The organism is Fibrobacter sp., assembly GCF_045601785.1.
Taxonomy (GTDB): domain Bacteria; phylum Fibrobacterota; class Fibrobacteria; order Fibrobacterales; family Fibrobacteraceae; genus Fibrobacter.
The window spans coordinates 1-22721 of the sequence record NZ_JAZSAF010000072.1 but is presented as its reverse complement, the minus strand read 5'-3'; the positions used below and the strand labels follow the sequence as shown (position 1 = coordinate 22721).

The following is a 22721-nucleotide window of genomic DNA, read 5'->3' as shown; positions in this document are numbered from 1 at the left end:
AAGCCAGCGTAGCGGCAAGACGAACCAGTCCATCAAGACTGGCGAATGGTACACTGCGATTCCCCCGATGTTCCACGCTTTCGAGAACCTCTCCCCGGCGGACTACTTCGGCCGTGCGATGGTGGATTCCCTGCCGGGCGTAACCGTGGGCATTATCCCGGTCGCTATCGGTGCGGTGAGCATCCGCGCCTTCGACAAGGACCAGTACGAAAGTTACTTCAAGGGCGACGGCAAGGACATCATGAGTTGGGGCTGGCCCAAGGATTACGACAACAACCCTCCGGGACGCATTCTGGAACTCGCCAAGAAGGCTAAGGAAATGGGCGTCATCAAGGGCTTCATTTTCCACCAGGGTGAAAGTGACGGCACCGACGACAACTGGCGCCGCACTGTCTACAAGACCTACAAGGATATTATCGACGCTCTCGACCTCGACGAGAACGAGGTTCCGTTCGTGGCCGGCGAACTCCTCCAAGAAGGCAACAACTGCTGCGGAAGCAAGAATGGCGGCATTGCCCAGCTCAAGAACAACTTCAAGAAGTTCGGGCTAGCATCATCGAAGGGCCTGCAGGGCAACGGCAAGGACCCGTACCACTTCGGGCGCGCGGGCGTGATTGAACTCGGCAGGCGCTACTGCTCCGAGATGCTCAAGCTTATCGACAAGACGATTGACCCGGATGCCCCGCCGGTAAACCTGGTGGACCCGAGCCAGTCTACGGTTCCTGATGAACCGCCCGAGGAATATGGGCCCTATACCGACCCGATCGAAATCCCGGGCAAGGTGCAGGCCGAAAACTACAACAAGGGTGGAGCAAACGTTGCCTACTACGATTTGAACAAGGGTAACGAGGGTGGTAAGCTCCGCAAGGACGACGTGGACATTTACCAGCCGAACATGGGTATTGTCGTGGGCTACAACCAGAAGGGTGAATGGCTCAAGTACACCGTGAACGTGGCTGCCGACGGCGATTACGAGATTTCTGCCAACGTGGCGGGCGAGAACGGAACCGGCAGCCTGATGCTTTACATGGATGACCAGCCTATCGGTACCGAGATGGCCAATACCGGGAAAGGCTTTGATGCGTTCGAAGTGGTAAGCGGCGGCAAGGCTACCTTGAAGGCCGGCGAACACGAACTCAAACTGGAAATTACCAACGACTGGATTGACATTGACTACGTTGAATTCAAGGCAGTGTCGGGCGGTACTGATGGCATTGTGCGGCCCCTGAAACTGATGACTGAGGCCGAAAGCAACTTCAACCTGTTCGACCTGCAGGGCAAGCGCGTGGCAAGTTTCAAGGCATCTGGCTTGGATGCCGCCGTCAATATGGTCAAGGGTGGCCTTAAGGGAATCCGTCAGGGAGTGTACCTAGTGCGCAGCGCTGGAAAGATGGGTGTCAAGCAGCAGGTGGTGGTCTATGAAAAGTAGTGAAATCGTTGTCGTCAAGCAGATCGTCGTGTTTTCCGTGCTCGTGGTCGTACTTGGCTTTTTATACGGATAAATCTTTTGTAAGCAAAAAATTCTCTCTCATGTCATTTTGCCCCCGAATCCGGGGGCATTTTGTATATATGGCGCTTTTTTTGCGTTGCGTTTGACAAGTGAAAAAGTAAAGGCGATATATAATTGCTTGGCGTGCAATAAATCGACTCAATTAGTAGCAAAAGGAGAAAGGTATGACCATAGCAGTCGGAATTTTGAGTGCAGTCCTCGGAATCGTAATCGGCATCCTCGTGATGCGTGTCAAGGGCGCGCAGCGGGATGCGGAATGCAAGCAAAGCAGTGCGGAACTTGAAACGCAAGTGGCGGTATTGCAGAGCCAGCTGAATGCGGAAACGGAAAAGCTCCATGCCGCCCGCGAAACCGCAGAAAATCAGCTCGCGGCGGTAAAGGCCGAAGCAGAAAAGCGCATCGCCGACGAAAAGGACGCTGCCGCCAAACGCCTTGCAGCCGAAAAAGAAGAGGCGGAAAAGAGAATCGCCGAAGAACGGTCGCGGGCCGAAAAGAGGCTTGCCGACGAAAAAATGGCGGCTGAAAAGCGGCTCGAAACCGAAAAGCAGGAATTGGAACGCGTTCACCAGAAAGCCTTCAACGAGCAGAAGGAACGCTTCGATGACATCTCGAAGCGCCTTGTGGCCGAGGCGAAAACCGCTACCGAGGAAATGCTCAAGCAGCGTCAAAAGGACATTGCGGAATCTGGCCATGCGACCATGGAACAGTTGGTGAATCCCCTCAAGGAAACCATCGCCAAGATGGAGCAGACCATGAAGGACAGCACCCTCAAGCAGGTGGAAACGAATACCTCGCTCAAGGATGCGTTGAGCCAGGCCATCGATTCGAATGCCAAGACCAAGCAGACCGCCGACGACCTGATTCGCGCCTTCAAGCACGACAGCAAGATTCAGGGAGACTGGGGCGAATGCGTCTTGGAAGAACTCCTGGCCTCGTTAGGGCTCCAGGAAGGGACCCATTTTGAGACCCAGGCACCGCTCCGCGACCAGAACGGCAATCTGTTGGTGTCTGAAGAAAGCGGCCGCAGCATGCGCCCCGATGTGATCGTCCATCTGGATACGAAAAAGGACGTGATTGTTGATTCCAAGGTGTCGATGAAGGCTTTCTTTGAATACAATCGCGCCGAAGACCCTGACGAGCGCAAGGAATGGCTGAAAAAGCATGTGGAAAGCCTTGAAAGGCACGTGAAGGAACTCTCCGGGAAAAAGTATGCGGAATACGTGAAGGCACCCAGGGAAACGATTGACTTTGTCATCATGTTCGTGCCCCGTGCCGATGCTCTCTGGACTGCATTGACCGAGAAACCTTCGCTCTGGCGCGAATCCATGGAAAAGGGTGTGTATATTGCCGACGAGCAGACCCTATATGCGGCCCTCCGCATTATCAAGCTGACTTGGCGCCAGGTGCAGCAGGCGCAAAACCAGCAGAAGGTCTTTGAACTTGCAAACGAAATGCTCAAGCGCGTGGGCATGTTCGTGAAGCAGATGGGCGATGTGGGTAAGGCACTGGACAATGCCCAGAAGGCTTACCAGAACGGAATGTCGAAATTCGCCGAGAAGGGGCAGAGCGTGCTTACCACCTGCCGCCAGCTGGAAAGCCTGGGCGCAAAGCAGGACAAGAACAATCCTCTCCCGACCGAAATCGAGGTCATCGAGATGCAGGGCAATCCTGCACAGAATTAAGAGTGAAAACGTCTCCTGGTGCAAAAGGGTTCCCTGCTTAGCGGGGAACCCTTTTGTATAAAGCAAGCCAAATCTGCTATTTGCTCTGTGCGGCGGGCTTTGCCTGGACGGCAAGAACTTCGCTTTCGGAAAGCTTGAAGATGCGGGCGACCTTTTCGATGGAGTCGCCCTCTGCGAGCATAGCCCTGGCCATTTCGAGGCGTTCTTCGTTAGCCTTCTTGCGTTCTTCTGCGGCGCCTTCAGAAAAGCCTTGGGCGCGGCCCTCGGCACGGCCTTCAGAAAAACCGATTTCGTGTTCAGCCTTCAAGTCCGTCATGTTCTTTACCTCGGCATTGAAAAGTTCCTCTACAAAGTTAATCAATTTCACGGAATCGAGCAAGTGCCGGAAGGTCTCGTTCTGCATAATCTTTTCGGGAACGGGTTCCTCCTTGACAATCACCTTGATGGCGCGGAGCCACTGAGCCGCCTCGGAGTTGTCGCTTGCGGTGATGCCCGCCTTTTCGAGCTCGAAGAACTTGTCAATTTCCACGAAAATCTTCTGGATCTTGGGGAAAAACTTCCTTCCGTTGCACATTTCGTCAACGTGATGGATGTACTTCTGCGGTTCCTCGGGGAAAAGCTCGAAATCCAGGAGCCCGAGGAAGTAGATGCGCGGCAGCTCGTACTTTTCGCTGGTGTGCACCTGGTTCTCGATGACGCGCGAGATGTAGTATTCTACGCGGTCGCGGAAGAAGTCGTCACCCTGCTGCTGGACTTCCACCAGCACCTTTTCGCCGGCATTGGTCGTGCCGATGATGTCCAGAATGCAGTCCTTCTTGTTGAAAACGCCGGGGAACTCCTGCATTTCGAGGGTGATGTCCTTGATGGCGTCGTCGCCCTGCAAATTGAGCATCGCGTTCACGAGCGAGATGAGGAGCGAGTGGCCCTTTTCCTCGGCGAAGACAATCTTGAAGATGCCGTCACTGAGGATATAGGCGTACTTGTAAAGTTCCTGGTACTTGAGAAGGTTGCTCTTGTCGATTTCCATCGCCTTGAGCAGGGAGTAGTGTTGCGTGCGGTTCATATTTTTTCCGTTTGTTGAAGTTGCGGTTTTGGCTTGCAAACGGAAAATGCCGGGACGTAGAACACCTGCGGCACCAGACGGTTGCCGCTCGCAAACCAGTTGAATGACTGATTTTTACGTCCGCCTTTACAGCAGACGGTGCTCTACGTTGATAGCCACAGGGCCGGTCCCCTGCAGGGCAACTGTCGCGATTTGCGGATTGTCAAGCTCGCAAAGGGCAACGACCTCAAGCAGATAGTGAAACTTCCTCCCCGGTTCGAAAACGCTGTCAGAAGGATTGTCGGAATCTACTGAAATGAATATACATTCTTTTGCATGAGATGGCAATAGGGCTAGGTGGGGGGAAGAAATTTGCCGTAAAAAAATTCTATGATGACTTTACAATGCGGGTTCCCCAGAACGATATAAAGATAAACCTGTTCCCGGGAGACCTTTATGAAGAAGGACAACATCAACGAACGCTACAAATCCTTTGAAAAACGACCGGGCTCTCTAAAAAATGCCCTGGGCAATTTCAATAGGATAACCGAGGAAACTTACGCGGTGTTCCGTGATGTTGTTAAAGATCACTCGGATATCGGCAAGGCGTCCATTGTGATAATGGCGTCTAATTTGGCCTCGCACATAGTGAAGGCTGCCGATGACGAAAGCAAGCCCAAGGCTAGCCGAATCTATGAAATCGCAGGAATCATTGCGCCGATGTATGAAATGTTTTATGACCGCCTGGCTCGGGAGACGATTGAGGGGTTGGAAGGAGAAATGGAGGGGTGAAATATGCGGAAAAGGAAAAAAATGGGGCATCTTTTGGCGCCCCATGTCAACTAGGATTCGCTTGTCGTCGTTGTTGATGATGAAGTGATATGGGAGGATTCGTAACGGGTGGCTGGAAATAGGTTCATATCACCATTTTCACACCGTTCCTCAATAACCAATCCTTGGCCATTTCAAAATCTGGGATAATAAATCCTACTGTCTGCCAAAAGTCGTTGTCGTGTCTGTGATATCTTAAATGCACTAATTCATGTACCAAAATGTAGTCGAATACAAACTGTGGCGCCATTACGCATTTCCAATTTATATTGACATTTCCATTCGGTGTGCAAGATCCCCATCTTGTAGACATCTGCCTTACTCCGATTTTTTGTGGCTTAACAGGAATCTTATGTTTGTAAACTTCGAATCGCTCTGCTAAAAATTTTCGACATTCGAATTTGTAGAATTTTTCAAAAGCGCTGTAAGGATCTTTTACACTTGGATTCATAAGAAATGAATCTTCTACAAATTCAATTTTTGTAGTGGCATTTTCTTTATAAATCAAAGAGTAATTTTGCCCTTTGAACATAAACGTCTGCCCATTTGCAAATGAACGATTCTCTTTACCGTCATTAGCAATATGCCAGAGGGTTTGATTCTTTATAATTGAATATTCCTTTGAGTCAAGAATTTCAGTTATCAGGCTCTCATTCATGTTTTCAGGCACAAGAATGGAAATAGATCCATCTCGTTCTATCATTATTGAAGCAGTCTTTTTCCTTTTTGAGCGAACTACGGCTACTTGCTGTCCTTTCCAGTTCAATTTGCTACCTTGTTTTTGACAAATTTTAGAAGTTCATTGTAGTTGTTCTTACAAAGATTTTGGAATTGTAATGCAATCTCTTTATTTTGATTATGGAGCTCATTTATTCCGCTTATGCGTAATTCCATTGCCATTGCATCCTGAAGTCTCTGCACTTCCGCAGGCTTTTTCCAGAGATAGTCAATTTTTATGTACTCGCATACTTTAGGCCAAATTTTATCTGTAACAAGTTTTGCGAGTTTATCGTCAATTTCTTTATTTCCTTCTGCTTCTGGCGCAAAAGTGGTCAGAATGTTATGGAATGCAGGTTGTACTGAAACAAAACGAGGATCTTTCTTTTCTCCAGAAACAAACTCCTTTTGTAATTTTTCAAATTCTGAAATCTGCATATCCCAATTATCTTTGTAAGTCTTTAGAATAGCATCTATGCGTGTATTAAACTTTTGATAAAGTCCCGGATCTTTTGAACCGAGGGTTACCTTGATATGGTATCGTAATGCATATTCGATAGCGGATGCTTGAGATTTGGGATTTTGGTAGTCACCTTTTATTTTTATAAAGTCGTCACTCATGATTTCCATCTGAGAAAATTTGGTGTCAACTCCTGTGCTTTTTACGTATTTGTCAATCAACTGACGAACTTTACGGCTTGCATATTTCAAATCCATTGTTTTGTCATGGAAGAAGTATCCGATACGGTAAACAAGGTATCCAAGGCGCTTTGCCCGAATCCAATGAGCTTGCTGAACGTCGACTTCAGAAAATAATAAGTCAATCTGGCTTAAATATCTCCCGAAAAGGGTGTCGAATTTTGCTCGCCATTTCACCTCTTTCATTGCCTCAAGAACTTCATTCACGAATTTCGTATCATCTTCTGATGATAATGTCTGATCGAAGTATCCTGCAGCATTTGCAATTTTTAAAGTATCAGAGAAAAACTGAATTAATGCATTGTAGCGAAGTTCAAGTTCTGGCTTTTCCTTTGCAATATTTGAGAAGTATTTTTCAAAATCATCAAGTTCAATCTTTGCTTCTTCTTTATCTTGGTCTGTATAAATTCCAAGTGCTTTTTGCAGGTTTTTAAGGACGCCAAAGTAATCGACCACAATACCATGATCTTTATGTTTTTTAGTTCTGTTTACACGAGCAATCGCTTGCATAAGATTCTGTTCCCGAAGATTTTTGTCAAGATACATAACCTGCAGAATAGGTGCGTCAAAACCGGTAAGAAGACGGTCGCATACGCAGAGAATGCCAATATTTGAATCTTCTTTGCCTATTTCGTCCGAATAATTTTTACAGAACGATTCCAAAATGTCCTTTGAACGCCCATCCCTGTGTTCTTTTAGGATATATGCTTCTGCATTGTTTCCAGGATCTGAAATAACAGTCCTTACCTGAAGCTTACTCAATCTGTTAATTACATATTCATCCTGATCTTCTTTAGGTTTAGTCTGTTCAATTTCCAGTTGTTTTTTTATAAGATTACGGAGCTGAACACTGTAGCGACAAGCTGCTGTAATGCTTGAACTTACAACCATAGCCTTAAAGCCATTTGGCAGAATTTCTGTAACATAATGAGCAAATAAATCTTCGCTGATTCGTTTTACTCGTTCATTACTTTCAAGATAGGCTTCCATTCCACCATATCGTTTCATGATTTCAAGCCGTTCTTTTTCGGTGCGAGCGTTGAAGATTTCTTCAAAAGCCTGGGCAAAACCCTCGCTGTTATCAAGATCAGAGGTGACAACTTTGCCAATATATTTGATATCTACTGTTTCATGATCGCTTACGGCATCATTCATTTTGTAGGTATCAATGTAGCACTCATCAAGCTGTCCGAAACGCTGGCTTGTTGAAAGCCTGTCTGACTTTTTCATCAATGGAGTTCCAGTAAAACCAATTCGGCTTGCATTTGGGAATGCCTGGAATAAAGCTGCATTCATGTCGCCGCTTTGTGTACGATGCGCCTCATCTATGAGAATAAGTATCTTGTCGCTTGAATTTATAAGTTCAAGTTTTTCATAGACGGGGACTAAATCGTGCTTTGCGAGATATTCTGGTGTATATTGCTGATTCTTTCCAAACTTATGAATCATAATCAGATTTAAGTCAGGGGTGTCATCAGCTAAATCAGCAAGAATTGGAGAATTGTCGTTTGCTCCTCTAGATTTTGTCGTTATCGGTTTATCTGGTGCTTCTCCTGTAAGCTGAGCATTTGTTAATAACTGGTTTTCCAAATCAAGGCGATCTACAACCATAAGGATTTTAAAACCTTTAAGCTCAAAAGTAGTTCGCATTTTTTTTACGAGGAAAACCATGGTAAGACTTTTTCCAGATCCCTGTGTATGCCAGATAACACCGCTTCTTTCTTGCCATGTCTTTCCAGCTTTTAAGCGTTCAATCATCTTTCCCGTTGCTCGATACTGATTATAACGGGCAAGGGCCTTTATCTTGTTTCCTGCTTTTAAAGTCATAAAGAGAGTAAAGTTCTGAAGTAAATCAATTAGGATTTCCTTATTGAACATACCCCGAATTATTACTTCTTGACGAACACTCTGCTCATCATCGCCAATTTCTATAGTTCTGTATTCTTCCGGAAAAATATCTCGCCAGTTATAGTAAAAATCAAAGTCAGAAGAAATTGTTCCAAAACGAGCTTCTACACCATGCGTAATAACACTAAAGAGATTTGGATAGTATAGCTGCTCTTTTCCTTCCACTTCTGCATATTCGTCATCTTCATCATTTCTAAGATTTGCATAGCGTTGTATCTGGTCAAAAGCTTCGCTCATTGGCTCTGCAACATCTTCATCTTTACACTCAATTACAATCCATGGAAGTCCGTTTACAAAACAGACGATGTCAGGAATGATAAAGGGTTTTGCAGTTCCCGGAGTATTTACTCTGAACTGATTTATTGCCGTAAAGTCGTTTTCTGCGTAGTCTTTACCAAAGGCGACAAGTTGAACTGTAGGATTTTCTTCACCAGTTACTTCATTTCTTCCTTCCAGAGTTATTCCTTTACGGAGCATAAGGAATGTAGATTCGTTTACTTCCAGAAGTTTTCCAGCCTGAGTAATGATTTTATCCCAGCACTGATTAATCTGGTCATCAGTAATCCAAGAGTTGAAATCTTTTATTTTTTGGGAGAATATTGACTTTATAGCCCAATCGTCAAAATTGGTACGTTTAGAGATTGTTGGGTCTTGTGGGATTCCATTATTACCATGGTCAATTACAGTCCAACCGATTTGTTTTAATTTGTCTAAGAATGGTTTTTCAACACTTGAATATTCTGACATAAATTATTCTCCTGTTTCATTTATAATTTCTGCATTTTCTGGAGGGGCCAAAAGTCGAGCCATAAGGCCGGTTTTTATTTTTTTATATTTTGCAAGAATCGTTTCTTCTTTCTGAATGGTTGAATCGATGGAAGAAAGACGTTTTGCAATTTCAATTTGTTCATTTTTCTGAGGCATCAAATATATGAACTTGTCAACACTAGCCTTACTAAGATTTGGCTGTCCTGAACCTTGGGCTAAATAAAGCATTTTTTCTTTTATATAATTTATATAGTAATACAAGTAATTGTTGTCGTTTTTCGTGTCAGAAAGACATGCTAATACAGCTTGGTTTGTCGTAGCATCTATATTTAGTTTTGCAACTTGTCCGGCAGTCGCTCCATATAAAGCTAATAAAATGGCTCCTGCTTTTACCATTTTCGTTGATGAATTTTGAATAGCAAATTCTGTAATATGTTCATTTGTATCGTTTATTTCAAATTGATTGCATTCTGATGAAGAAACCCAAGGAATTGTTCCCTTGTAATATTCTTCATGTTCGCGACTAGGAGTTCCCCCTGCATATGTCATATAGTTATTTCCAATACAATCTACATTCCATTCTTTCGGAATCATTCCTAATTCACTTTCTTTATATAACTCAGGAGCTTCTTTATAAGATGGACGAAGTTTTCCGTCTTTTGTTAGGCCACGGGTAAACAAATCCTGCATCATACCCTGCTTTATGGCTTTGTATTTGTCGATTGTCTTTTGGGTATTTTGAATTATGGTGTCACAAGTTGAGAGAATATCGGCGATGTGTTTTTGCTCTTCAGAATCTTTTGGAAGAATAAAACTTTGTTTGTATAAATTGTCCGATGATACACTAGGCACGCCTGTCGCTTCATTCAATAGTAAAAGATTCTTATTCGAGAGGGCGTAATACAAGTATTTAACATTTGTAAAATCGAACGGCTTGATACAAAATATTGTATCTACATTCCAAAATTTACCTTCAATATATATAGGTCTATCTATAGTGCCTTTACGACCAGTAAGAACAGCAGGACCTTCGTTTAGAAAATCTCCCGTATAGCCCATTATTCCGCCAGTACCAATTATTGGAAAATCTTCACCTTTTTTATTATGCTTGTAATCTGTCCCACTATAGATGGTTGCGAATTGTTTTAAATTACACTTTCTCCAAATACTAGCACTCATATCCCAGTTCCTTCATAAATGAATCAAGCTCTGTAACTGCCTTATCTCTTTCACTAATCATTGTGCCAAGAGTAACAGTGTATTTATCGTAAATTCCTTCAATAAGCTGCTGAAGTTTACGGATATGAGAATCAAGATATTCATTGATTGTGTCAGAAAGTCTTGTATAACCAATAGAAAGAATCAGTTCCTTTGCATCTTCGCTGCTGATTTTTTCGCGTGCTTTATTTGCAATTTCAGCAAGGCTCTTTTCTGTAGCATTAATATCTTTTGTAAGCTTCGTTCTTTCAGCTTCAAGATCGTCATTGTGTTTTAACTTTGCATCAATTGCTTCAACCTGATTATTCAATTCTGAGAGAGTGTTATTATTTAATTTTATAAGCTCTTCAAGCTCTGTAATTACCTTTGAATTATCAGAAGACTTATCCTTTTTGTATGCCTTAATTCTGCCCACATTATCTTTTACGCACTTTTTGAGAGTTTTAATCTGAGTACTCAAATCTTTCTTAGTATCTTTGTATTCTTTTGTAATTTTTTTCGGGAACACATCATATAAGTCTTCATCAAATTCTTCATCGCACTCTTCATCATCAAACTTGGCAACTTCTTCGAACTTTTCGTTTATTTCGTCACGACGTGCTTTCTTGTCTCTTAACTGTTCAAGAATATCTGATGCCTGACTTTCAAGAATAATTTCATCAGGAATTAATGTTGCGTTCCATCCGCTTGCTGCGATGGATTTAAAATCAGACTTCAAGTCTTCAAGATATTGTGCAAACGCGCCTCGGCTTTGATATTCATCCAGAACAGGATTCTGTTTTTTCACAAGAGCCTTACTGAACATAGATGTTAATTTCTTCTGTAAATCATACACATCCTGAGTTTCTGGAAGCTTACTGATTTCTTCGCAAGCTGATTTCCAAAAGTTCTTTAAGATTGAATCATATTCGGTTCTTGTCTTTTTATATCCCGCATAATCAAAAAGCTTTGTTTTAATATCGTCTTTGATAAAAATGCCTTCTGCAAAATTCATATAAGATTCTTCGCTGTGCTCAGAATGATGGAACTCGAAAATCGCTTTTTCGATATTTCCATAGCATTTCGTAAATTGGCTTAAATCCTCAATTTCTTTTACCGGAACACCACCATGTAAATGAGCGTAAACGTCCTGATTTTCGGCAGGAGGAGTATTATCTACATAACGGCGAATGTTGCAGTTATAGTTCTCTTTTTCAAGTTCTTCTTTTGAAACAAAGCGACTGTATTTTTCAATTTCGCTCTTGTTCAAATAGACGTAACTGATTTTTTCTACATCTTCGGGACGAAGAACATTCTGATTTTTGCCTTCCTTATATTCTCGATCCGCATTTATGAAGAATACCCCATTACGTCCAGATGCACCCTTTTTATTGATAATAAGAATGCATGCGGGAATCCCTGTTCCGTAGAAAAGCCCTTCCGGAAGGCCGATAACACATTCAAGCAGACCCTCATTAATAAGGTGAGTACGGTAACGCATTTCTTCACCGCCACGGAATAAAACTCCATGAGGCATAACAACAGCCATACGACCATCTTCTTTAAGGATTGCAACCATGTGCTGAACAAACATAAAGTCAGCCTGCTTTTTGGGGCTCATCCAAAAAGAAGAGAAACGTTCCGGAAATTCCATGTCTTTTTTAGTATAGTTCTGGCTGAACGGTGGATTTGCCACAACAATATCAAACTTTTCAAGTTCACCATTTATAACGTGCTTTGGATGTAAAAGCGTATCGCCGAGCTGAATGTTGGCGTCAGTAATGCCATGGAATAACATATTCATTTTGCACATCTTGTAGGTGCCGTCGATTACTTCTTGGCCGCAAATATGAAGGTTTTTTGCAGATCCATAGCGTGCTTCTACAAAATTCTTCATATTGATGAGAAGTCCGCCTGAACCGACCGTCGGGTCGCAAATGGAAGCATTTTGGGCTGGCTGCAAAATTTTCCCCATTAGTTCAACAATAGGAGCGGGAGTGTAAAACTCGCCCCCTTTTTTACCGGCACTTTCGGCAAAAAACTTCAAAAGATATTCATAGGCAGCACCCAGCAAATCAGGGAACTCAAAATTATCTTCGGTAAATGTATACTTATTGAAGTCTTTGATCATGGTAGAAAGGAGCTCATCTGAAAGAATGCGTTCTCCCTTTCCGTTTAGTTTGTTGAAGTTGATAGACTTTAATACGCCATCCAGAGTTTTAGTATTTGCCGTTTCAAGTTGTCTTAATGCACGAGTTAATGCTGCGCCTATATTTTCGGTGCATACAAGAAGACCTCTCCAGTTCAGCAAATCTTCACACTCTCGGATTTTTTCTTTGGCCTCTTTTATTTCTGCTTGACTTTTTGTTGTATCGTTTGCAATTTTCTCAGCGTCGCCTCGTTCTTCCAATTTTTTGTCGGCATAAAAGGCTGGCATTTTTTTTATGTTCCATCTAGCTTCTATCGGTACGTAGAAACTATAAATGTCGGTATTATTTTCTTCAATTTCCGAATCAATTACTTCGTCAGATAGATCTTTGTGCTCGGAACGTAATCTTTCTGCATACGCTTTTTGCTGAATTGCAAAGTTGTCATTTGCCCATTTTATAAAAATCATTGCAATGATGTAGTCTTTATATTCTGCCGCGTCCATGCTTGTACGGAGCGCATCACATTGCTGTTTAAGAAAGGTCTCTAATGCAGAAAGCGAAAGTTTCAACTTAGGGTTCTCCAAAATAAGTTTATAGTTTTGCTAAAGTATACAAAACTACATCGTTTTTGCCAACGCCCCGCCCATGCCACGTACCATCAATGCCGGCATACGTTTCATTGAAAAAACGGATGGGTGGGGCTAGTTTCGTTACAATTCTTCCTGTTCTTGGGTATTAGGACGTTTGTAATTGGGATCTATATGCAATTTTTGTATAAAGTCTAATGTTTCGCCGGTTAACTTGGGAATGAAGTTATCAACAGCATCGCTTACACGCTGATTGAAATTATTGAAGTCTTCCATTTGGTAAAGTTGCATTAGTTCAACGATGTCCACATTTTCCATTGAAATGACAGGAACTTTCTCGAAGAAATCCTTGATCTCATTTGATATGTCTGTGGCTTTTATTTTGCTAATCAGGCTTTCGCGAAACCTGGTTTTCCAACAGGCCATAACACGGCCAAGTAGTTCTGCTGTGCTGGTAGAATCTATCTCGAGTAGGTGTGCCGAGAAGAGAAATGGAAATGCACCCCATCCTTTTTGGTATGCGTTTTTTATATTCGGTTTTATCTCGTTGAGTTTGATGGTATATGGAACGTGGTAAAGAATCCATTTAGGGGCGTAAGGCCTGCAGAAATCCTCGCATTTGTTGATGGCGTCTGGGAAAGAAAACACATATTTAATCTCTTCTACAGACTCTGTGTTTTCTTTTTGCAGATTATCTTTAGGCTTTGAAACTCGTTCCACTTTTGTGAATGTGAATGGTTTTCCCGTATTTCTTTTGGGTGTTTCGCTTCTTTCTTTTTTCAGATGTGCTTTTTCGTTGATTAAATCGTCCAAATAATTGGTTCTTTCTTGGTCAGTACACGTGTAAACCCGCTCAGGGCGAGCTTCCTTGGGTCCTTTGTAATTTGGGTCTTGCTCAAAATCAGTAATGAAAGCTGTGTTTTTGTACTTCCAGCCAAATGTTGTCTTGGCCCCGTTAATATCAAGGAATTTGTAACAATGATAGATGTTGACTTTCTTTGATAACGGAATTTCGATTTTGAAATCAACATTATTTTCTTGCCATTTAAAATAGTAAGAAGCATTTGATGGAACGATGTCGTCAAATGCATTGGTATTTCTCCAGATGTCTCTGGATTTTAAAATATAGCCTAGGGGCTTGCCGTTGAGAGGCTTGTAATAGGGCGTAATGAGATTAAATTTATCTCCGCCATCAACAAAGTGTATGTCACAGATGGAATCGGTTGTGTTTGCGTTGAGTGTGAATTCCCTGACTGCAGGAGAGGTTGTTGCGGTCCAGTCGTTAGATAGATTGGCTGCAGGCGTGCTGATGTATCCGTGAATCAGATTGTTTTCTTTAGTTACCCATACGTCAGTATTTTGAGGTAGTAGTGTTATTGCGGGTAAAATTTTATCCTTTATTTTATTTTTTTTCGATGTCACGATATCGTTTGAATTGTTGGTAATAAGAAGTCGTTTGGTTGGGGTGATGCTGACATTGACATTGTTGTTGAATAATTTTTTTATTTCTGAACAATCGTTTGCATCTATTTCGCCTAAGTGACTGAATTCAATTGTTTTGATTGCGATTTTATGTTGAGATTTTTGCGAAATGAATTTGGGGTTCCCTTCAAAATTGTGGCATAAATGGATTTGATCCGGATTCTCAATTTCAATTTTTACTTCGCAATTGTTTTCAAATCTAATACAGATATAGTTAAAAACTTTTAAGTTTTCAGAATGTTTTAAAATGAAAACATTTTTCCCTGAATTATCGCTAATGATTTTGTTGTAGGTTGCTATGTTTACTGATTCGGAGCTCTCGTCATCTTTTATACCTATGCACGAAGCGATTTGATTCCATGAAGTTGGTACAACTAAGTAGAAATCTTCGTTGCAGGGCCAGGAATTTTTGCGTTGGCCGTCATTTCCAAGCATGTGCCATTGGTTTTTTGTATACCAGGGGTTTGGTAATTCATAATCATCGCCATTGAAGATTACATTTATGGTTTGATTTGCAATGAGATTCTCAATTAGTAGGTTCTTTTGTATAACGGTACAATCAGCAAAATCGGCTATGCCGTCATCTATTGAAAATGAGCCTTCGTCGGTAGAGATGGTAATGGAAGATGTGTTCCTTAAATTGGGAATGTCGGGGAAAAGAGTCTTTATGCTTTGAATAGGCGGAATGTTGTAATTAAATTCATTTTTGTTGCCTAAAATAAGCCTGAAAACGACCTGTACAGACTTTTGAATGTCCTCTGCATATTCGCTGCGATGATCGTTGCCAATGTTCTCCGCATAGGCTCGGTCTAGCCACTCATTAAAATAATTATATCGACTATTTTTAGCTTCGTCTTTGGGTATACTATCTCGTTTTGCTTCATCGACAAATCTAAAGAAGTTCAATATACGAGTCGCGAGGTGTGAACGAGTCAATTCGTGAATTTGAAGGGTCCTTCTGTCAAGATCTTCTAAGTATCGGTCTACTGAATTTGTTTGAAAAGCTGTAAGAATATCATTGAATTTCCCTGTAACTGGATTGTATCGTCTTGGAAGAATGGCTAGCTTTAGCAAGTGCCTGCAATATTCATTATCTTCGCCGATGGGCCTGCTGTACTTTAAATTATTAGACAAAAATGCGTTGAAAATTGCATAAAAAAATGGTTTGCCATTGGTAGAGTCTGTTTTTTGCGTTAGAATAGTTCTAATGTCGCGCGAACCTTCGTTCCAAAAATTGTTGTGGATGTTGAGATGGCGAAAGTCTCGTTCTACGCCTTCTGTAAGAGGCTTCCATAGGCCGTCTTCGTTCATTGATGTTGCGTATCGAAGAGTAGCTTCTCTTAAGTAGATGCCAAAACAGCGATGGAAACTTTTCAAAAAGGTTGAATTTTGGTTTTTATCTCGAAGAGCTCTGTAACTTGGATAGCGTTGAGTGAAACAGGTAATCTTCTTTAAAAGACAATAATAATCGTCATCATCTAGATATTCATCTTCGCTAGAAAATAATGGGCCTGTGATGGCGATGTTTTCCAGGTATTTGTAGAACATTTGTTCAAAAGTGTCAGATTCGTAAAAAAACATGGTTGATACCTTTTTTAAATTTTTTTGATGTAGTAACTAATGTTTCCTGGATACTTGATGAATTTTTTCCCATCTTGATCAAAAGTGGATAAGCCTTGGCCGAAAACAAGGGTAAATTGATATCCATTTTTATATTTTACTCTGACGGCTCTGTCGTGAAGCACTTTCTTTGCTATGGCAGAGGGGAGTCCCTCGTACATAGCAATGTCTTCAAAAGACATAGTCGGATTATCTTGTAAAGAATGGCGAATAAGTCCTTTGTGCCGGTCTTGTAATAAATGTTGTATTCCGAAATAATTGAATATGGTGCGGAGTATTTTTTTCTTGTATCCAGTTCCTTTTTGTCCGCAGTTGTCCTGAAGTGCGAAACTGTCCTCGTAAATCCAGGATTCAGCATCTTCCGGCTTAAGAGGGAAACTGTTCTTGTCAAGGATTATTTCAATGACTTGCGCGACGAGTTTATCAAGATCGTAGTTTTCCATCACAGGAGTTTCGTCGGACTTTGTCAAAACACCTTGCGTTGGTTGCTCAATTTTCTTTATGGTAGGTAATGAATCGATTTTTTTTGATACCCATTCCATTTTTTGTCGGTTGACGTTGTATATGGAATGGAATGTGCCAAGATTCCAATCTAACAAACCGATGAAAGTATTCTCATCTATGTAGATACCTTCTTTTTCGTTTTTTTCGATGAGGCCGATGGCGGAATCTCCAAATAGGCCATTAAGACGCTTTATGTAGGGGATTGCGTCGTCGGTTGGGGCTTCCTTTAGCCAGATGTTTGTTTTTTTTGTTCTGTTTTTGATCTTGTGCCAAATATCAGAATCAAAAAATTCTGCCGAAAGGCGGTCTATACAAACGCTGAGGTTGTTGGCTGCAGCAATCTGATTGTTGACAAGCGTGTCTTCTATGGGGCTATATCCTTGCTCTGCGGCATCCTTTTTGAAAGCTTCGTACTGATGATTGCTTGTTATTTTATCGATGTTTAATGCGTTTAGTGTTTCTATTCTATCGGGTGCACTTTCTGCGTTTTGGAACAGGAATTGTGAACCGTAGCTGATTAAACATCTAGAGCATGCGCAGGAACATGTTTTTTGGTGGTCATCATCGCCAATGAGAATGTTATTTATTGCAAAAGTAAGGAGACTATCGAAGTGCTTGGCTATTTGCTTGATGTAGCCGACACCGCCAACATTGTTGTCGAACAGTATCAAGTCGCAATCTTGAGTCGGAATAGGCAAGCAGAAATCAATGTCCTTTTCTTCTATGTCTAATTGCTGGACGATGGCGCCTTTGAGTGCAATTCCTAGGGTGTTACATATTTTTTCAGTGAATTTGGGTATTTTCCTGAATTCAGGGGCTATTTTTACATATAGGGCGTTCGTGGAAAAATTGCTGTATAAGTGAAATGCGTTTTGCAGCTCAAATTTGTGGGCGTGTTCATCTTTTGCCGGTGCCGGGAAACGCATTTTGCGGCTATAGATTCCCTGGTAGTCCTGCTTCGGGAATACGGCGTAGCAGTATTTGCAATATACGAAGCCCTCGCTGTTGATACCGGTATTGAATGTGTGTGTGTTACCTTCTTGCACGTATTTCAAATCTGCGAAATCAGAGCAATTTAGGGGTTCTCCAATGCCGTCGACTTGCGTTCTTACCATGTAGGGCATGTGCACTGGATTCCGGACGCCCTTCTTTTTGGTTTTGAAATTGGAGACGAATGCCTGTGGCTTAATGACATTTTGAATAATCAATTTTGCTGGGACGGGTTCGTTTCCTGATGTTACGCAGCCGTTAGGGCATTCTGCACCGGCAATTCCGTTGGGGAATATCGTGGAACATATAGGGCAAATTGCAACATGCTTCAGAACCTCGTTTTCGTCAATTGATATTCCAAAACGTTGCTTGTAATCTACTCTAATGCCAAGAGACCTGTACCGGCATCCCTTAACAACGATTTCGTTCCCGGGTGCGTAGCTTCTAATTGCGGCTCTACTGTCACGACTCAAATCAAATGAATCGAGCGACTTGTAGACATTACCTTTTTTCTTCATGATGTCAAGCTTTACCACTCCAATTGGCAAACCATGGGAGGGGAATATTTGCCTGTCCACCAAGTATGTAATGGTGCTGTTACCTATTTTGTCGTTTTGGCCGTCTGTTAATGTGGCGAGCTCTTGTAAATAGTAGTTGTTTAACGCCGCTTTTTTGTTGATATCTTCGCTATTAGTGCTGGCAAGATTTTCTGCCATTAATTTGTTTATTTGATCAATCTTTCTGGAAATCTCGTCTAGTTGTTCGTTCAGCGAGACAATCATGTTCCCAACGAAGGATTCGTTAGAAGCAAAATCCCAATTTTCTGAAAATCCTGTCTCGTCAAGCAAATCGTCCATTTGCTTGCGTAAATAGTGATTCTGATCGTGGTATAATATATATAAAAGGGAATTTTTGTTGTTTGTCCAGTTTAGGGCGTCTTTTGTTTTTAAATCATTGAAGAATTTTCCGTATGTAAGGTAGGCTTCAAAAATATTTTGGCCTGCTTTTAGTGTGGCACCTTGGAAAATTTCACGGATTAGCCAGGCATTGACTGCACGTTGAACAAGAACCCTATTTCTGAGGGACAATTCTGGCGCGGGCACGTCTTTTGTAAATGCCCAATCCGGGTTCCTATAGAACATTTCGTCATGCGGTGATGCGGATGTTATTGTGAAAATCAACGTGGAGCCTTCTCCGCGACGGCCCGCACGACCGGCTCTCTGCATATAATTCGCTGGAGATGGAGGCGTGTTTGCTAGCATGACCGATGCAAGGGCTCCGATATCGATACCCATTTCCATTGTGGTCGTACTGCTGAGCATGTTCAGCCAGTTTCGCTTAAACAGGGACTCGTTCTTTTTATTCTCGTTGACCTTTAGCTGGGCAGAATGTTCTTCTGCATAAAATGCTTGAATGTTGCTGTTGTTGACAATATTGTGCAGGCGTGGGTACTGGCTACTGCAAGGCACTTCTGCAATTTCAGAATCCTTTGGCTCCTGTGCGTCTAGGTAGGGCGATAAATTTCGCAGGTTTCTATATACCGGCTTCCCAGTTTTCTTGCATATCCACATCTTGTCGGATGGATCTTTTAACCGGAATTTTAGCTTGTGAATTTTTAATGCCGCTGTATTGTTTTTTACCTCTACAAGGCCTAAATCGGTTAGCTCGTCTAGCAGTTCTGTTTCAAAGGCGGATAATTGGGCCTTGGGTGCATCTAAAATATTGTCGGTGACATGATTTTGATCAAGCCGTTTCAGAAGTCTTTCGGTGTCATTGCTTAATAAGCTGGAATTGTCGTTGAAGAATGGGAAATATGCTGCAAATCCCTCTATTAGATCGTTATCATTTTGACCAAATGCGAAAGAGGCCCTTGTTCGCAGGGACTGTAAACAAAGGTATATGTAATCCTGCCATTCTTTATCATCGTTGAAAATCTCGTCTTCCAAATTACCGAGATTTTCAAGACCAGGATAAATGCACTCTACGATGCCTGCTTTTTCTAAAGAGGCGATGTTGTTGCCTGCCGGAAGGTTTACAAGCATGTATGCGACGAAACATTTTAGCATCTCAAGGCGTTCGTCTGTAATTTCTTTGAGATTTTGGTCGATATTTGAAAGACCAAGCTCGGAAATGATTTTTTTAGAACGCGTGATTTTTTCGAATATTTCATCGATAGTTAATGAGGGGCTGCTGGCATTTTGTGTTAATTCTGCGTATTCCTTTTGCGCTTGTTCCAGCTGTGTTTTTAGATTAGCGCATAAATTCTTATCTGCTGCGATGGCTACGTTGTTGAGGAGAGTCTCGTAGTTTTTAATGTTGGCTGTGAGGTTGTCAATGAGCTTTTGCTGATCGTCGGAGATTTCTGGTGAAAGGGCCCACTTAATAACCTTGTAAGCCGTGTTACGTAAGAAAGTTTGCTCCATGATGGGAGCCAATTGTGCTGCATTTTGCCGGGTATCGCTGAATGTTAATATATGGCGTCCCTGTGAAGGCCATGATTCATCATTCTTTTGCGGTGGCATTGGCAATTCTGGCCATAGACCTTCAAGTACAAGACTTGTGAAAAGAGGCTTGCTTTGGATTAAATTCGTAAAGAATCGCTTCCTTCGGCTACCGCTGATGTCTGTGTATTTGCATTTAGGGCAGCAGTTTTTATCGGACGTTTCTCTATAAAGCCCCTGGCAAGCGCCGCTTTCGATAAGGTTGTCTTCGTTGCCCTCTAAAGAGAGCAACTCGAAAGTGGATTCTTGCCAATTCAGGTCCTCGTCTTCGGGGGAATCAAAGAAGACGCCTATGGCGCTTTTTAGGGAGGGTGCCTTATAATCTTTGTTGCTTCGAATCGCCATTACATAGGGCCTTCCGCAATTTTTGCAGAAAGCGATGGGGAATACGGGAGCACCACAGGTGCAAGTGTCTCTCCAGGATGAATATATCTTTCCAAATCTTTTTTGAACCCCGGGCTGTTTGCATGAACAATGTGGATTCAAGCAGGCGAATATGCCTTCGAATTTACGGAATGCTGTATGCCAGCGTGCGGGGAGCAGTGGCACGAATTCGGAATCATTCTCGGGCTTGTACATTGCTAAGGAGGCAACATCAAGAATGGTCGCTAAAATTTCTTTGTCTTCGTTGGTTGGACTTGTGAAAATTTCATTGCAAAGATCGTCGAATCTGTAAGACCTTGTTTGAGAAGTGTTTTTAAGCCAAGAGAAAATATCTCGGATTTCTTTTATGTTCCATAGATATTTGGCTAGCGATTCTGGTGTGCGTTCTGCAATTTCCAGAACGTCGTAAATGAAATCTAGGGTCACATTTGATGATTCGCTTAATACAAGGAACTTGGACCTAAAATCGCTCAGTTTGCTATTGTTAAAGCTGTACGGGACTACGGGCGCAAACCTTCTGCCTTGGATGACCTCCAGATTTTTTACCCTAAAGAACATCTTTTTTGCAAAGTTTTCAAGTTGTGCCTCGCCTCCAGCAAAAGTGGCGGACGTTGCGTAAAATTTCATTTCTGGAGGAGTCGCGTTCGATATCTGACGGCAACTATCCATGGCTAATAGCAAACGCCTAATCTGCAATGCCATTTCTGTTGCGTTTGCACCGGTATATGTATGTGCTTCATCTAGAACGATATGCCTCAACGTGTCACTAGTTGCCTGTAATAGTCCAGCATCCTGCTCGCGAAGAAGCATGTATTCTAGCATTGAAAAGTTGGTTAGAACGATGTCGGGAGTTCCGTTGTCGGTATCGTACAAATCCCGTCGGTTCATAACTCTGTAGAACGTAGATGCAGGCGTCGTGTCCAAAGAGAGCCCTGCGTTGTATAGGCAGAATGATATTGGACGACTTCCCTTTTGAAGATTCTTGTTTGCGTTTGTGTTTAGATATTCAACCAGGCGTTCTTCCTGGCTGTGAATCAAGGCGTTTGTTGGGTATAGAATGAAAGCGCGTACGCCCCTTTTTTTTCTTTGCTCAGGAGTTTCGCGAAGAATGTCAGAAATAATAGGGTAAAGAAAACATTCCGTTTTACCTGAACCAGTACCGGCAGAAACAATGATACTTTTGGTTTTTGCGGCTTTATAGGCGGCTAATTGATGAACGTAAGGCTTTCTTTTGGTGTCGTCGGAAGATTCGGTTTTTACGAGGTGCTTTTCTTTAAGCATTTCGTAAAAGACAGGATGCAGGGTGCATTTATTCGGGTCGGAATCATCTTTGCTTAGCGACTCGAGCGTGATGTTGCTTTTCTCATAGCCGAAGCCGCCTTCTAGAACGAGAGGGCCAATAAGTGTGTTTTCGTTACCCGCGAGTTCGGGCTTTACCCAGTTGTTAAAAAGTGGTGCGACAAGATCGTCTTCTCGACCGGTACCTGACAACATGCTGCAAGTGTAGTCTCTGACATTTTCGCCCATGGACTTGAGGGCGGGGAAGGCTCGAAAAACATGGCTCATAATGGGGCCCTTTTTTAATATATCTATTTTATTTCCTTGTCTGTTATTTTTCTTGGACCTACTATATGCCGGGATTGAAACTGGGACTTTGATGATTTCTTGATATATATTTCTAAGCAAAAGAATATCAATTGATTGCCCGGACGCAGCAGCTTGCCATTGATTCAACTCGCTTATTTTACAATGCAAAAAATATTTACTGTTTTTCCATGCTGCCCAGGGAAAGTGGTCTTCTCCCTGGAGTCCATCACTGAATAAATCGTATCCCAACTTATAATTGGTGATCTGCCCTTTCACAAAAGCTTCATTCAACGCAAAAACGGCTGGATCACTGATTGCCTTCAAACAAGACAGTTCAATTTTATTAGCCAAGGCCTCTTCAACCCACTCGCATAGGTTTTGTGGGGCAGTCGCTTCATAACCCGGATCCATCATTGCATGCCCAAGTTCGTGCAACAAAACGCCCAAGGTCAAGTATTTGATCTTTTCAGGGTCATTTTGGCAAATAGGAGCTTCTTCTATTTTATCGTAACATATCCAAATTTCCGGAGAACCGTTGCCGTTATAAAATCCATTGCGAAGA

11 protein-coding genes are annotated in these 22721 nt (G+C 42.4%); 4 read left to right on the top strand and 7 right to left on the bottom strand.

Features of this window, described 5'->3' with window-relative positions:
- Positions 1-1429, top strand: a 1429-nt coding sequence (locus ACKI61_RS11365) for a sialate O-acetylesterase (RefSeq protein WP_407457815.1), incomplete at its 5' end; no start/stop codon positions are given.
- A gap of 245 nt (positions 1430-1674) precedes the next feature.
- Positions 1675-3192: a DNA recombination protein RmuC gene (rmuC, locus tag ACKI61_RS11360; protein WP_407457814.1), complete on the top strand. Its 1518-nt coding sequence runs from the start codon at positions 1675-1677 to the stop codon at positions 3190-3192.
- 76 nt (positions 3193-3268) lie between these two features.
- Here the strand turns inward: rmuC and ACKI61_RS11355 are convergent, their stop codons facing one another.
- Positions 3269-4255, bottom strand: a complete 987-nt coding sequence (locus ACKI61_RS11355) for an Rpn family recombination-promoting nuclease/putative transposase (protein WP_407457813.1) — start codon at positions 4253-4255, stop codon at positions 3269-3271.
- Between the two features lie 138 nt (positions 4256-4393).
- On the opposite strand from ACKI61_RS11355, the gene ACKI61_RS11350 reads away from it, so the two are divergent.
- Entirely contained in the window at positions 4394-4549 is a 156-nt protein-coding gene (locus ACKI61_RS11350) for a hypothetical protein (protein WP_407457812.1), read from the top strand.
- Positions 4550-4690: 141 nt separating this feature from the next.
- Positions 4691-5026: a hypothetical protein gene (locus ACKI61_RS11345; protein ID WP_407457811.1), complete on the top strand. Its 336-nt coding sequence runs from the start codon at positions 4691-4693 to the stop codon at positions 5024-5026.
- A 124-nt stretch (positions 5027-5150) separates the two neighbouring features.
- Here ACKI61_RS11345 and ACKI61_RS11340 read toward each other — a convergent pair whose 3' ends face one another.
- From ACKI61_RS11340 to ACKI61_RS11315, 6 genes are all read right to left on the bottom strand, one after another.
- Positions 5151-5831 carry a M48 family metallopeptidase gene (locus tag ACKI61_RS11340; RefSeq protein ID WP_407457810.1) on the bottom strand — a complete coding sequence of 227 codons (681 nt, stop codon included), beginning with the start codon at positions 5829-5831 and terminating at the stop codon, positions 5151-5153.
- Positions 5828-9136 carry a type I restriction endonuclease subunit R gene (locus ACKI61_RS11335; protein ID WP_407457809.1) on the bottom strand — a complete coding sequence of 1103 codons (3309 nt, stop codon included), beginning with the start codon at positions 9134-9136 and terminating at the stop codon, positions 5828-5830. Before ACKI61_RS11335 ends, ACKI61_RS11340 begins: the two co-directional genes overlap by 4 nt.
- Positions 9137-9139: 3 nt before the next feature.
- Positions 9140-10336, bottom strand: coding sequence for a restriction endonuclease subunit S (locus ACKI61_RS11330; RefSeq protein ID WP_407457808.1), 1197 nt, complete (start codon positions 10334-10336; stop codon positions 9140-9142).
- A complete protein-coding gene (locus tag ACKI61_RS11325; protein WP_407457807.1) occupies positions 10326-13073 on the bottom strand; it encodes an N-6 DNA methylase in 2748 nt (915 codons plus the stop codon). Before ACKI61_RS11325 ends, ACKI61_RS11330 begins: the two co-directional genes overlap by 11 nt.
- A 141-nt stretch (positions 13074-13214) precedes the next feature.
- Positions 13215-16121: a hypothetical protein gene (locus ACKI61_RS11320; RefSeq protein ID WP_407457806.1), complete on the bottom strand. Its 2907-nt coding sequence runs from the start codon at positions 16119-16121 to the stop codon at positions 13215-13217.
- A 47-nt stretch (positions 16122-16168) separates the two neighbouring features.
- Entirely contained in the window at positions 16169-22597 is a 6429-nt protein-coding gene (locus ACKI61_RS11315; RefSeq protein ID WP_407457805.1) for a DEAD/DEAH box helicase, read from the bottom strand.
- Positions 22598-22721 lie beyond the last annotated feature (124 nt).